This window comes from Mesorhizobium sp. M4B.F.Ca.ET.214.01.1.1 (assembly GCF_004791545.1).
Lineage (GTDB): Bacteria > Pseudomonadota > Alphaproteobacteria > Rhizobiales > Rhizobiaceae > Mesorhizobium > Mesorhizobium abyssinicae.
Window position 1 is genome coordinate 220,615 of record NZ_SRUX01000011.1, and the last position, 12,736, is coordinate 233,350.

14 protein-coding genes are annotated in these 12,736 nt (G+C 64.8%); 6 read left to right on the plus strand and 8 right to left on the minus strand.

From position 1 onward, the window contains the following. Positions 1 to 35: 35 nt before the first annotated feature. On the plus strand, positions 36 to 1,046 hold the full coding sequence (locus EN857_RS22240) for a methyltransferase (protein WP_127311401.1): 1,011 nt from the start codon (positions 36 to 38) through the stop codon (positions 1,044 to 1,046). Here the strand turns inward: EN857_RS22240 and EN857_RS22245 are convergent. Then, the gene (locus EN857_RS22245; protein ID WP_127391871.1) at positions 1,024 to 1,950 is read right to left on the minus strand and encodes a DMT family transporter; all 927 of its coding nucleotides are present in this window, start codon (positions 1,948 to 1,950) and stop codon (positions 1,024 to 1,026) included. The two genes, EN857_RS22240 and EN857_RS22245, sit on opposite strands and share 23 nt — an antisense overlap. Positions 1,951 to 2,122: 172 nt before the next feature. On the opposite strand from EN857_RS22245, the gene EN857_RS22250 reads away from it, so the two are divergent. Then, positions 2,123 to 2,626, plus strand: a complete 504-nt coding sequence (locus EN857_RS22250) for a hypothetical protein (RefSeq protein ID WP_127391872.1) — start codon at positions 2,123 to 2,125, stop codon at positions 2,624 to 2,626. 20 nt (positions 2,627 to 2,646) lie between these two features. Here the strand turns inward: EN857_RS22250 and EN857_RS22255 are convergent, their stop codons facing one another. Then, the gene (locus tag EN857_RS22255; RefSeq protein ID WP_127391873.1) at positions 2,647 to 3,975 is read right to left on the minus strand and encodes a DNA polymerase IV; all 1,329 of its coding nucleotides are present in this window, start codon (positions 3,973 to 3,975) and stop codon (positions 2,647 to 2,649) included. Between the two features lie 65 nt (positions 3,976 to 4,040). On the opposite strand from EN857_RS22255, the gene EN857_RS22260 reads away from it, so the two are divergent. Next, on the plus strand, positions 4,041 to 4,616 hold the full coding sequence (locus EN857_RS22260) for a GNAT family N-acetyltransferase (protein WP_127391874.1): 576 nt from the start codon (positions 4,041 to 4,043) through the stop codon (positions 4,614 to 4,616). Between the two features lie 94 nt (positions 4,617 to 4,710). Further along, on the plus strand, positions 4,711 to 6,252 hold the full coding sequence (locus EN857_RS22265) for a hypothetical protein (protein ID WP_128346567.1): 1,542 nt from the start codon (positions 4,711 to 4,713) through the stop codon (positions 6,250 to 6,252). A 146-nt stretch (positions 6,253 to 6,398) separates the two neighbouring features. On the opposite strand, the gene EN857_RS22270 is transcribed toward EN857_RS22265, so the two are convergent. Then, positions 6,399 to 7,052: a hypothetical protein gene (locus EN857_RS22270; protein ID WP_127393644.1), complete on the minus strand. Its 654-nt coding sequence runs from the start codon at positions 7,050 to 7,052 to the stop codon at positions 6,399 to 6,401. Then, on the minus strand, positions 7,049 to 7,348 hold the full coding sequence (locus tag EN857_RS22275) for a DUF3572 domain-containing protein (protein WP_127283334.1): 300 nt from the start codon (positions 7,346 to 7,348) through the stop codon (positions 7,049 to 7,051). The genes EN857_RS22270 and EN857_RS22275 overlap by 4 nt, the downstream gene beginning before the upstream one ends. Positions 7,349 to 7,571: 223 nt before the next feature. Between EN857_RS22275 and EN857_RS22280 the strand changes: the two genes are divergently transcribed. After that, positions 7,572 to 7,943, plus strand: coding sequence for a response regulator (locus EN857_RS22280; RefSeq protein WP_127283351.1), 372 nt, complete (start codon positions 7,572 to 7,574; stop codon positions 7,941 to 7,943). 27 nt (positions 7,944 to 7,970) lie between these two features. Beyond that, positions 7,971 to 9,344: a PleD family two-component system response regulator gene (locus EN857_RS22285; protein WP_127393643.1), complete on the plus strand. Its 1,374-nt coding sequence runs from the start codon at positions 7,971 to 7,973 to the stop codon at positions 9,342 to 9,344. Positions 9,345 to 9,761: 417 nt separating this feature from the next. Here the strand turns inward: EN857_RS22285 and rpmG are convergent, their stop codons facing one another. From rpmG to EN857_RS22310, 4 genes are all read right to left on the minus strand, one after another. Next, positions 9,762 to 9,929: a 50S ribosomal protein L33 gene (gene rpmG, locus EN857_RS22295; RefSeq protein ID WP_006201775.1), complete on the minus strand. Its 168-nt coding sequence runs from the start codon at positions 9,927 to 9,929 to the stop codon at positions 9,762 to 9,764. Positions 9,930 to 10,116: 187 nt separating this feature from the next. Continuing rightward, positions 10,117 to 10,575: a hypothetical protein gene (locus EN857_RS22300; RefSeq protein WP_127393311.1), complete on the minus strand. Its 459-nt coding sequence runs from the start codon at positions 10,573 to 10,575 to the stop codon at positions 10,117 to 10,119. 96 nt (positions 10,576 to 10,671) lie between these two features. Beyond that, positions 10,672 to 11,847 (minus strand): MFS transporter, encoded by a 1,176-nt coding sequence (locus tag EN857_RS22305; RefSeq protein ID WP_127393310.1) that lies wholly within the window; start codon positions 11,845 to 11,847, stop codon positions 10,672 to 10,674. A gap of 16 nt (positions 11,848 to 11,863) precedes the next feature. After that, positions 11,864 to 12,595, minus strand: coding sequence for an NUDIX hydrolase (locus EN857_RS22310; RefSeq protein WP_245511281.1), 732 nt, complete (start codon positions 12,593 to 12,595; stop codon positions 11,864 to 11,866). Between the last annotated feature and the right edge of the window lie 141 nt (positions 12,596 to 12,736).

The following is a 12,736-nucleotide window of genomic DNA, read 5'->3' on the forward strand; positions in this document are numbered from 1 at the left end:
CGGTACCATCTCCAAGCCTGCGGATGGGGGGAGGCATGGACCCGCGAACAGCCGCTTTCGAAGTGATACGCATGGTCAATGAGTACCGGGTGTCGCAAGCGATCTCGGTCGCGGCGATGCTCGGCATCGCCGACCACATCAAGGATGGCAAGCGCTCGGCCGTCGATCTCGCGAGCCTGACCGGCACCCATCCGCGCGCGCTCTACCGCTTGCTGCGCGCGCTCGCGGCGGCCGGCATATTTCACGAGGCGGAAGACGGGCAGTTCTCGCTGACGCCGCTCGGCGGCGCCTTGCGCTCCGACGCCGAGCATTCAGCAGCGCCCTGGGCGGCGTTTGTCGGTCGGCCTTACTATCGGCAGGCGTGGAGCGATTTGCTCTACAGCATCCAGTGCGGCAGGAATGCGTTCCGCCACGCGCATGGCAAGGGCGTCTGGGAATACCGGGCCGAACACCCCGAGGAATCCGGCATTTTCGATCTTGCGATGGCGGCGAACTCGCGCGGCGTCGCGGCGGCGATCCTTGCGGCCTATGATTTCTCGCGCTTCCCGGTCATCATGGATGTCGGCGGCGGGCAAGGTGCGCTGCTCGCCGAAATCCTCGCCGCCAATCCCCGCAGCCGCGGCATTCTGTTCGACCAGCCGCATGTGGTGGCTGCGGCCGGCCGGGTGATGGCCGAGAAAGGCGTGGCCGAACGTTGCGACATCGTAGGTGGTGATTTCCTCGCGGCGCTGCCCTCAGCGGCGGACGCGCTGCTGCTCAAATGGATCCTGCATGACTGGGACGACGAGACCAACATCTCGATCCTGAAAAATTGCCGCAAGGCCATGCGCGCGGACGGGAAGCTGCTGGTGTTCGAGGCCGTGCTCGCGCCGCCCAATGAAGGGGCGACGGCCAAATTCGCCGACCTCAACATGCTGGTCGCGCCCGGCGGCGAGGAGCGCACGGCCGAAGAGTTTCGGTCGCTGCTGGCAAAGGGCGGCTTCGAGGTCGCCGATATCATCGAAGCGGGGCCACGCATCAGCGTTATCGAGGCGAGGCCGGTCTGATGTCGCGGAGGTGGCGCGCAGCGCCGCTATGAAGCGGCGATCTCGGCCGGCTGCGGTGCCTTTTCAGGTTGAGCAGGTTGCCCGTCAGGATCAGCAGTGCGCCGCCGGCGGTGAAGACATCGATCTGCTCGTGGTAGAGCAGCCATCCGATCAACGCCGACAGCGGCACGCGCAGGAAATCCATAGGCGAGATGAGTGTGGCGTCGGCATGGGTAAGGGCGCGGGCCATGCAGAAATGCGACGACATGCCGGTGAAGGCGATCACCACGATCCACGGCCAGAGCTCGAGCGGCGGGTTGCGCCATTCGTAGAGCGCCGGAGCCAGGCCGAGCACGGACTGGATGATGAGCATCCAGAAGATGATGCTGACGACGCTGTCGGTGCGGGTCAGCGACTTGACCAACACCACCGAGGTACCGAAGCAAACCGCTGCGCCCAGTACGATAAGCTCCCCCAGATTCATGGTGCCTAGCCCGGGCCGTACGATGATGACCACGCCGATCAGCCCGAGCACGATCGCCGCCAGCCTTGGCCGCGAAAGCTTTTCGCCAAGGAAGCTGACGGCGAGGATGGCGGTCCAGATCGGTGTCGTGAACTCGATCGAGATCAGCACCGCCAGCGGGATCAGGGTGAGCGCGTAGAGCCAGGCGGCCTGACCGGAATAGTGGACGATGTTGCGGGCAAGATGGGCGAGCGGACGCTCGGTGCGCATCGCCGCGAAGCCGCCGCTCATCATCACCAGCGGCAGCAGGATGAGGAAGCCGATGACCGAGCGCAGCTCCAGCACCTGGAAGACGTTGAGCTCCGCCGTCGTGGCGCGGCCGGCGACCGACATCGCCAGGAACGAGGCGATCGACAGCGCCATCCAGAACGCGGCCTTGGGGATCGAGGGAGCGGGTGCCATGCGCGCTATGTCGCAAGCCGGACCTTCGAGGGCAACCGCTAGTCGGCGCATTCGACTGGGCCAGCCTCGTTAAAAAACAGTCACGTTGAAGGCGGAACCTGGGGTCGCCGCAGGCGTTCGAGTCCCTATATCCGCGCTTAGGCATTTCCGATTCTACCGGGGGAGACCTTTGATGAAATCAATGCTGCTGCTTCTGCTCGCCGGCGGCCTGACCGCCGTGAGCCCCGCGCATGCCGACGATGCCGATTTCCTGCGCTCGTTCCAGGGCAGTTTCGCCGGCAACGGCACCGTCAAGGTGACCACCAATGCGCCGACGGTGAACGTCTCCTGCACCTTCAATTCCGGCGCGACGTCGACTTCGCTGTCGCTCGACGGCAATTGCCGAGGTCTCGTGCTGGTGACGCGGGCGATCAGCGCGGATTTGAAATCCAACGGCAAAGGCTATACCGGCGTTTATGTCGGCTCCCGTACCGGGCCGGCGCAGTTGAATGGCAAGCGGTCGGGCAATGCGCTCAGCCTCGCAATCCGATGGGCCAAAGAGGTGAATGGCGACCGGACAGCGCGGCTAACCGTCGAGAAGACCAGCGGGGACGGCATGCGGCTCACCGTGACAGACGCCGATCCGAAAACCGGCAAGACGGTGGTGACAAGCCGGATCGATCTCAAACGCACGTGAGTGGCGGAAGCCGGATTCGATCACTCCTCGATCGGCTCCGGCGGATTGGCGCCGCGGCCCCTGCCGAACGTATAGCCGGTTTCCACGGCCTTCTTGCCGAACTTGTCGCGCAATGAATCGATGGCGCCCTCGGCCAGCGCGCGCTTGCGCGACTGGATGTCGACCAGGTCGGGCGGGTCGGCCTTCCCGTCATCGGACAGATCGCTGACGCCGATGCCGAGCAGCCGGTATTTTGTCCCGTCGGCTTCCCGGCGCAAGAGGTCGAGGCCGGTCTGGAAAATCCGGTCGGCCAGACGCGTGGGATCGGCAAGCTGGCGGTTGCGCGTGCGGAGCTTGAAGTCCTGTGTCTTCAGCTTCAGCACCACGGTGCGCCCGGCAATGCCCGATTTCTTCAGCCGCGCCGAGACCTTTTCCGACAGCGCCCGCAGCACCGGCACCAGTTCGGCCATGGCGCCGATGTCGGTGTCGAAGGTGGTCTCGGCCGACACGCTCTTGGCGTCGCCATCCGGGTCGACCCGGCGGTCGTCCTCGCCGCGCGAGAGCCGGTAAAGCCGGTCGCCCATCACGCCATAGCGGCGCATCAGCTCGGCCCGCTCCATGCGTTGAAGCTGGCCGATGCTGCGGATGCCGTCGCGTCCCAGCGTGGCGGCGAAGGCCTTGCCGACGCCCCAGATCATCGTCACCGGCTGTTCGGCCAGGAAGTCCATCGCCTCGGCCTCGCCGATCACCGAAAGGCCGCGCGGCTTGCGGAAGTCGGACGCCACCTTGGCGAGGAACTTGCAGTAGGAAAGACCGGCCGAGACGGTGATGCCGAGCTCCTTTTCCACGGACAGCGCGAAACGCGCCAGGACGAGGGCAGGGGGCATGCCGTGCAGGCGCTCGGTGCCGGCAAGATCGAGGAAGGCCTCGTCGATGGAGAGCGGCTCGACCAGCGGCGTCAATGCCTGCATCAACGCGCGGACTTCACGCCCGACCCGGACATATTTCTCCATGTCGGGAGGAATGACCACCGCCTCAGGACAGGCTTCCAGCGCCTTGAACATCGGCATCGCCGAGCGCACGCCGTGGATGCGGGCGATGTAGCAAGCGGTGGAGACGACGCCGCGCCGGCCGCCGCCGACGATCACTGGGCGGTCCTTCAGCGCGGGATTGTCGCGCTTTTCGATGGCGGCGTAGAAGGCGTCGCAGTCGATATGGGCAAGATGCAGCCGGTAGAGTTCGGCATGGCGAGCAAGCCTGGGGCTGCCGCAGCGCTCGCAGCGACGTGCATCGCCGCGCTGCAAGGCCAGGCAGTCACGGCAAAAACCGTGTTCGGGATTGTTGACAGGAGCCGCCATTGCTGCGAACATAAAGAGAACAAACGCAATGGTACGACAGCGCAGGGCAAGCAACAAGGTTGGCCTGGGGAGAACGCATGAGCACGACCATCGCGCCGCTGGCGCCCGAGCTCTGGGCGGATTTCGAGGATCTTTTCGGCAAGCAGGGCGCCTGTTACGGCTGCTGGTGCACGCATTTCCGTTTGGCGCCGGCGGTACGACGGGCCAACGACAAGCAGCGCAACAAGGACCATATCAAGGCGCGCATCGAAGCCGGGCCGCCGCCGGGGTTACTGGCTTTCGAGGATGGCAAGGCGGTCGGCTGGATGCAGATCGGGCCGCGCGCCGACGTGCCCGAATGGAACAACCAGGGCAGGGGGTCGGCGCCGGTCGATCTGGCCGATGCCGCCGACGCGGGAGTCTGGGCGATCTCGTGCTTCTTCATCCGCGTCAAGGCGCGGGGCAGGGGCATCAGCCATCGCCTCGTCGAAGGCGGCATCGACTTTGCCCGCCGGAACGGCGCGCGGCTGGTCGAGGCCTGCCCGATCGACCTGTCGCGCGATTCGCGTTCGATCGGCCTGTTCGTCGGCTCGTCACGGGTGTTCGAGAAGGCGGGCTTCGAGCGGCTTGTCGAGCGCAAGCCCGGCCGGCCGCTGATGCGGCTGGTGCTTTAGGAAGGCGACTAGCCTTTGTCTTGCGGCTGTGATGGTATTTGCCTACCAGCAGCGCGAAGCGATTTTGTCTTCCGAGCCCAAACGGAGAATCGACGTGAAGCGTGTCCTGCCCCTAGTTTTCCTTCTCGCGCTCGGCGCGCCGGCTTTCGCCCAGACGGTCGATAGCCAAGGCGCCAAGCAGCTTTCCGAGGACCTGTCCCGCTACGTCGGCAAGAAGGCGCTCGACACCGGCGTGCTGAAGGTCTCCGTCGAAGGCGACGCCTACCGGATCGCCATTGATTTCAAGGCGCTGGTCGAGGCCCTGCCGGACCAGAAGCTGCTGAAGTTCGACGTCGCGCCTTATGCCTTGAAGGTGAAGCCGCGCAGCGATGGATCCTGGGACGTCTCGATGGATTTCTCGCAGAGCGCGTCCTTCGAGTTCAACGGGCCGGAAGGGCTGCAAAGCACCCAGTTCACCGTGAAGGACGGCAAGGGCAGCGGCGTCTATGACCCCGCGCTCGCAGCCTTCACCAGCGGCGTCAGCACCATAGCCAGCATGACGATGACGTCCAAGGACGCCAAACAGCATGTTGACGCCAGCTTCGGCGCCGGCACGGCGAACTTCGCCGCGACCAAGGCCGCCAATGGCGGCGTTGACGTCACGATGACGCAGAAGATGTCGAGCTTTACAGAGGCGGTCAATTTCGACGATCCCGAGAGCGGAATGAAATTTCCGGTGACGATAAAGTCGCCGGAGCTGTCGGTGACCGCGAACGGCAAGGGCGTGCGAAGCAAGCCGCTGCTCGACCTGCTGGCCTTTGCCGTGGCCAATGAGGACGAAGCGGCGCTGAAGGCGAACCAGGCGCAGCTCAAGTCGCTGCTGCTTGCCGCGCTGCCGGTATGGGAAAGGCTCGATGGAACCTATGGGTTCAAGGATTTCGCGGTCGAAAGCCCGATCGGTACGTTCGGGGCGACGCAATTGAGCACGGCCTTCGGAATGGACGGCGTCTCCCAGAGCGGCAAGATCAACTACGCGATCAAGGCCTCTGGCCTGAAGATTCCGCAGCAGATGCTGCCCGGCTGGAGCGTGGCGTTGCTGCCCACCGACATCGACCTGAACTTCGGCGGCGCCAACATCGATCTCGACAGCATGGCGAAGAAGGCGATCGAAACGCTTGATCTCAATAAGAATCCGCCGCTGCCGGAAGATTTTGGCGACCAGATCTCCGCCGATTTCCTGGCCAAGACGCCCAAGGCCGTCATCGGCCACAGCACGCTGAAGAACAAGGACATCGAGATCGCGCTGGAAGGCGAGATGACCTTCCCCGGCGAGAAGCCCGATGCGAGCGTGACGGTCGATATCGCAGGCTACGACAAGATCGTCGAAGCCTTGCAGACCGCGGCCAAGACCGACCCGGAAGCCGCGCAGTATTTTCCGATGGTGCTTGCGGTCAAAGGGTTCGGCAAGATGCTGCCTGACGGACGCATCGAATGGGCGATCAACGCCAAGCCCGATGGTTCGGTGACGGTCAATGGTGCCATGCTGAAGCCGGCGGATGCCGTTGAGGACGATAGCACCGATCAGGATGACGGCACCGATCAGGATGTCGTTCCCGGCGAGGGCAATAGCGGGGCGGGCGCGAAGCTGCAGCCCTGACGCATTTTCGGGAAAGGGCGGAGCGGTTTTCCGCCCCCGGGTTCTAGAGCGGTTCAGCGTTTCATGGAATCGCTGAACCGCTCTAACTATTTGTTTCTACGCAATTCCGGACGGAAAACCGTTACACACTTTTCCACGAACTTGCTCTAGAGCCCGAGCGCGCTGACGATCTTCGGCGCCGCCTCGTGCCAATCCTCGACCGAGACGATGCCTTCGGGCGTTGGCGGCAGGAAGGCGCGCAGCGAGTTGTCTGCCATCAGGTGGAAGAGATGCGCGTCTGCCACCGAGTGGCGCACCGACAGAAGGTTGTACGGCTGGTCGTCGACGAAGGCGACCGGCCGACCGTTGGCGCCGCGCAGTTTGGCGACGGCCGGTCCTTTCGCCATCTCCGTCGTCAGCAGCGGATAGTTCAGCCCAAGCGCGTCGAGGTGGGCGCGGCGCGCCGCGCGGTGCTTGTGCGGCATGGCCGTCAAAAGCACGATCTCGGCACGGCCGCCGAATGTCGACAGCGCTTGCGCCGCACCATCGGTGACGCTTTGCCATTCGGCCTGGGCGTCGAAGAACTCGCCGAGAAGCGCCGTCACCTCAGCCTGCTCGATCAACCGGCCGCTTGCCGTCTCGGCAATGTTGCCGGTGAGGCGGAAGGAGGCCAGCGTCAGGGCGAAGCCGCGCGATTGCAGAAAATGCGGGAACGGCCGGATGAACTCCAGCACGACGTCGTCGACGTCGAGCACCAGAAGCGGCCGGTCGTCCGCGGCAAGCTCTTCGATCTGCCGCGCCGTCTCGGGATCGTCGCTCATACCGAGCGCTCGTGATCGTCGTTGCCGAGCGGCAGCGCCCGCAAGGCCTTGCCGACGGCGTCCGGCGGCGTGCCGGTCTCCTCGGCGAAGCGCAGCAGCGTCGGCTCATGGGCGAGGATGAACTGCAGCACGCCGGCCAAAAAGCCTGGCTCGCCCGCCGCCCGCCGGATCGAGTGCGCCTCGATGCCGGTGATCGCCAGGAAGCGCGGCAGGAGCTCAGGATCGGCGGCGACGAAGCCGAGAGCCCTGATGGCAAGGGCTTCCGCTTCCTCGCGCATTGACGCCGCGTTTGTCATGACTACCTTTTGTGCGTGGAATTTGAGTCTCTCCGCAGTAACGGCAAGCGCGACTTGCGGCAAGCCATTGCCCTCCCCGAGACGGGATCCGGCCAGTTTTTTGGGGCCACCGGTTTGCGTTTCGTCAATCATATTGGCGTAGCGTGGATGAGGGTTGGGTGCGATCCGGCAAGGACGCATGACGGTGGTCTTCGGCGTCGAGGACCGTCGGGACGGGAAATCGATGCCTAAGAAGGTCATGATCGTCGAGGACAACGAGCTCAACATGAAGCTCTTTCGCGACCTCATCGAAGCCAGCGGCTACGACACGGTTCGCACGCGCAACGGCCTCGAGGCGCTGGACCTGGCGCGCAAGCACCGGCCGGACCTGATCCTGATGGACATCCAACTGCCCGAAGTGTCCGGGCTGGAGGTGACCAAGTGGCTGAAGGAGGATGACGACCTCCATTCGATTCCGGTCATCGCGGTGACCGCATTCGCCATGAAGGGCGACGAGGAGCGCATTCGCCAGGGTGGCTGCGAGGCCTATATCTCGAAGCCGATCTCGGTGCCGCGTTTCATCGAAACCATCAAATCCTATCTGGGCGATGCCTGATGCCCAGCCAGACCGGAGCCTTGTGAGATGACCGCGCGGATCCTCGTCGTCGACGACATCCCTGCCAATGTCAGGCTGCTCGAGGTCAGGCTGCTGGCCGAGTATTTCGAGGTGCTGACCGCCTCCAACGGACCGGACGCCATCGAGACCTGCGAGAACGGCAAGGTCGATGTCGTGCTGCTCGACGTGATGATGCCCGACATGGACGGCTTCGAGGTCTGCCGGCGGCTGAAGAGCGACCCGGCGACATCGCATATCCCGGTCGTCATGATCACCGCGCTCGATCAGGTCTCCGACCGGGTGCGCGGCCTGGAGGCCGGCGCCGACGATTTCCTGACCAAGCCGGTCAACGACCTGCAGCTGATGACGCGCGTCAAGAGCCTTGTCCGGCTGAAGTCGCTGACCGACGAATTGCGGCTGCGCGCCTCGACCACGCGCAACATCGGCATCGAGGAGCTGTTGAGCCGCAACTTCGCCGCCGAGGATGCGAAGCCGAAGGTGCTGCTGATCGACGAGCGCAAATCGTCCTTCGAGCGCATCAAGAAGATGCTGCGAAGCAGCGCCGAGCTCGACGTCGCCACCGATCCCAATGCCAGTTTCTTCCAGGCTGCCGAGACCGCCTACGAGTGCGTGCTGATCTCGACCGCTTTCGCCGACTTCGATCCGCTGCGACTGTGTTCGCAACTGCGGTCGCTCGACCGCACCCGCTTCCTGCCGATCATCCTTTTGGCGGACGCAGGCGAGGAGGGGCGCATCATCCGCGGTCTCGAACTCGGCATCAACGACTATCTGACGCGGCCGGTCGACCAGCAGGAACTGACCGCGAGGCTGCGCACCCAGGTGCGCCGCAAGCGCTACAACGACCAGCTGCGCGCCAGCGTCACCCAGACCATCGAGATGGCGGTGACCGACGGGCTGACCGGGCTGCACAACCGCCGCTACCTCGACAGCCATCTGCAGACGCTGTTCGACCGCGCGGTGGCGCGGCGGCGTCCGCTGTCGGTGATGATCACCGACCTCGACCGCTTCAAATCCATCAACGATGCGCATGGCCATGACGGCGGCGACGACGTGCTGCGCGAGTTCGCGCGGCGGTTGCGCAAGAACGTGCGCGGCATCGATCTCGCCTGCCGTTTCGGCGGCGAGGAGTTCGTGGTGGTGATGCCCGACACGGAGGGCGCGGTGGCGGAAAAGGTCGCGGAACGCATCCGCGCCGAAATCGCCCAGTTGCCGTTTGCGATGGGCCATGAGGGCAAGGCGATCGAGGTCACCGTCAGCGTCGGCGTGTCGTCGCTGCTCAAGGGGGCCGATACGGTGGCCGCCCTGATGAAGCGCGCCGATCTCGCTCTCTACGAGGCCAAGAGCGGCGGGCGCAACCGCGTGGTCGCCAAGGCGGCGTAGGCTTGGGCGCCAATTAACCGGTCAATCCGACAGGGTTAGCAATTTACCTTAATCCAAGCGATTCGGGTGGCTTGGTTAAGAAACTGTTGATTTTCATAAGCTCTTGCGCAAATGTACAGCATAGACAAAACGAGGCCGGCACGAGGGTAGACCGCCGGATCGTTCCGTTAAATACCCCATGATGCTCAGGTCCGCCGCATCTCCTGGGTCCGTGGGGTCGGCCGGCCGGCGCTGGCACATAGTGGCCTCCTCGTACCGCTGCCAAACGCCGACCGGCCCCCTTTTTCCAAAAAAATGAACGTCAGGACTTCGCGCCAATCGGCGGAAGCTTCTGCTATCGGGTCAGGCCGAATCGCCGGCCAAAAACAAAAACGCCGCCCAAAGGGCGGCGTTTCGGCATTCTCGGAGGAAACCGGATTACTTGATCTTGGTTTCCTTGAACTCGACGTGCTTCTTGGCGACCGGATCGTACTTGCGGAACGACAGCTTGTCCGTCTTGGTGCGGCTGTTCTTGCTGGTCACGTAGAAGAAACCGGTGTCGGCGGTCGACAGAAGCTTGATCTTGATGTTTGCGGCTTTGGCCATGATGTTCGTCCGTTAATGTTCGTGGAGTTTTGGCCGCTGGAGCACGGGGAAAACACCCGGACGCGGGAAACTTGGCGCGACACATAAAGAACGCGTCCGGAAAGTCAACCCCAAGCGGGTTTCGGCGACGCCCGATGCGGCTGCTGCCGGCAATGGCGGAGCCGGCCAGCGGCGGCAAGGTAGGCGGTCAGGCGTCCTCCCTGACTGGGGAGGCGGCCTTCTTCCAGTCTCCGGCCGTGTTCCACCAGCGGTTGGGGTTGGCGCGGTCGTCAAGGCCCTTGGTGCGGCTGGCAAGCAGCGGCTGGATGCGGATCACCGGCTCCTCATAGCTGTGCGCCTGGTAGATCGCCTCGACGACCTGAGCGGCGAGGCCCTGGTCGTCGGGCAATTCGAACGACACCTCGACCGTACCCGGCCGCTGCCGCAGCAGCGTCTCGGCGCCGGCGGCGGCACCCTCGAGCGGCCGGTAGCGCTCGACGCCATCGGCCGACTGGAAGGCGTTGCTGTCGTAATTGCCCATGCCGAGCGGCGTGATGGCGACCACGGCGTCCATGATGCGATCGACGTCGGCTGCCGGCGCCTGGAAGCTGACAAGCAGCAGCAACTGCATCCGCACGGATTTGGTTTCGAAGCCACTGTCGATCATCTGATATCTCCCTGCATGTGGAGCGTGGGTATAGCAGGGGTGCTCCTGACACGGTGATGTCAGCAGCGTGGGCTGACGAGCGATCAGCCTGTCGGCCTACAGGACCTTGCGGATCAGCCTGACGCCGACCAGCGCTATATAGGCGGCGAAGAACAGAGCGAGCGACCAGCCGAAGCCGGAGGGGCCGAAGACGTCCATGCCGATGCCGATCGCCTGTGGGCCGAGCACCATGCCGACGCCGTAGCAGAGCACGAAGGCGGCGTTGGCGGAGGCGAGCTCATGGCCGGACAATTGCGAGCCGAGGTGGGCAAGGCCGATCGTGTAGAGCGCCGCGACGACGCCGCCCCAGACGAACAGCAGCGCCGCCATCAGGTGCCAGTCCCCGGCGAAGTGCGGCATGAAGATCGTGCCGGCAAGCCCGACGGTGGCGCAGGCCAGCAGCAGATGGCGGCGATCCGAGACGCGGTCGCTGATCATGCCGATCGGAATCTGCAGCAGCACGTTGCCAAGGCCGATCATGGTGAGCAGCAGGGCAGCGTCCGCCTCGGAATAGCCGATGCGGCTGCCGTAGACCGGGAACAGCGCAAAGCCGCCGGTCTCGACCGCGCCGAACACCAGCACCGCGAAGGTGGCGGTCGGCACCAGCCAGATGTAGCGCAGGAAATGACTGGTCTCGCTGTCGGCGACGATGGTCGGGCTTTCGTTGCGCGCCGCCAGCACCGGGATGGCGGCCAGCGTCACCAGGCCGATTGTCACGCCGAAGGGCAGGAAGCCGGTGCTGCCGAGATGGGCGAACAGCCATGGTCCGGCGGCGAAGCCGAGCGACAACACCGTGGCATAGATGCCGAGCACCAGGCCCCGCCGGTGCGGCGGCGCCGAGGTGCTTATCCAGAATTCCGACAGGATGAACAGCACCGTCAGCGCGATGTGCAGCACGACGCGGAGCGGAAACCACATCCAGAAATCCGGCGCGAAGTGGAAGCCGACGAAGGCAAGAGCGCCAGCCGCGATCATCATCAGCATCGTCCAGGCGACGCCGAACCGCATGGCCAGCGGCGTTGCAAGCGGCGCGCCGGCGATCGAGGCAAGGCCGGCGATGGCGGTGTTGAGGCCGATCATCGAAGCCGAATGGCCGCGCGTCTCCAGGATGACGCTGAGCAGCGGCATGCCGAGGCCGATGGCGATGCCGACGACGCTGATCGAGGAGATCGCAGCGATCATCGGCAGCCAGTGTACGCGCTCGTCGCCCTGTTGCTGGGTATCGACCGTCATGGGATGCCTGAATAGCCTAGAGGATTTCGCGGGTGAAGTGGTTGCGGACACGCCGGTAGAGCGGCACCGCGCCGCCGGGGCGCAGCAGCGGATCGTCGGCGAGCCGCTTTTCCAGCTCGTCGAGGATCATCCGGGTGATGTCTGGTATATCGGCCTCGCGGGCCTTGGCGAGCGGCAGCCAGACCAGTTCCTCCAACTCGTTGGTCGGGCCGCCATCCGGCAATTCGATGGCGACGTCGCTGCGCCAGGCGCTGAAGAAGCGGGTATCGAAGCGGCGCACCCGGTTCGGCGGCGTGATCGCGCGGGCGATGAAGCGCAGCACTTCCAGCGAGGGCACGACGCCATGCTCGGCAAAGCCCTGCCAGTCGCGCCTGGCAGTGGTGAAGGCGCCCTTGCGGCCGATAAGCAGGCCGGCTTCCTCATAGGTCTCGCGGATGGCCGACAGCGCGATGGCGCGTGCGCGCGCCTGGCTGGTGCGGCCGAGGCCCGCGGTCAGGTTGGCTTCTTCCTCGGGGTGGAGGTCCGTGGCAACGGCGATGCGGCCGTCGGCCGGATCGGTGCGGCCGCCCGGAAAGACGAATTTGCCGGGCATGAAGGCGTGCCCGGCATGGCGCCGGCCCATCAGCACCAGCACCTCGCTGCCCTTGCGGTCGAGCAGAATCAGCGTCGCGGCATCGCGCGGGCGCAACCGCTTGCCGGCGGGCGCGGCAGCGCTTGGCTCAAGCTTGTCGACGTTCGCCTTGTTCATTCGGTCCCCAAGCTGATGCATGTCGCCCAGACGCCGTGGCGGTCTGGGGGACGATGACATGCATGAAAGCAAAGATCTGAAGCGCGTCGCGTGAACCCGTTCATTTGCGAGGCGCTTTAGCGGAAACTTGCCGCATGCGAA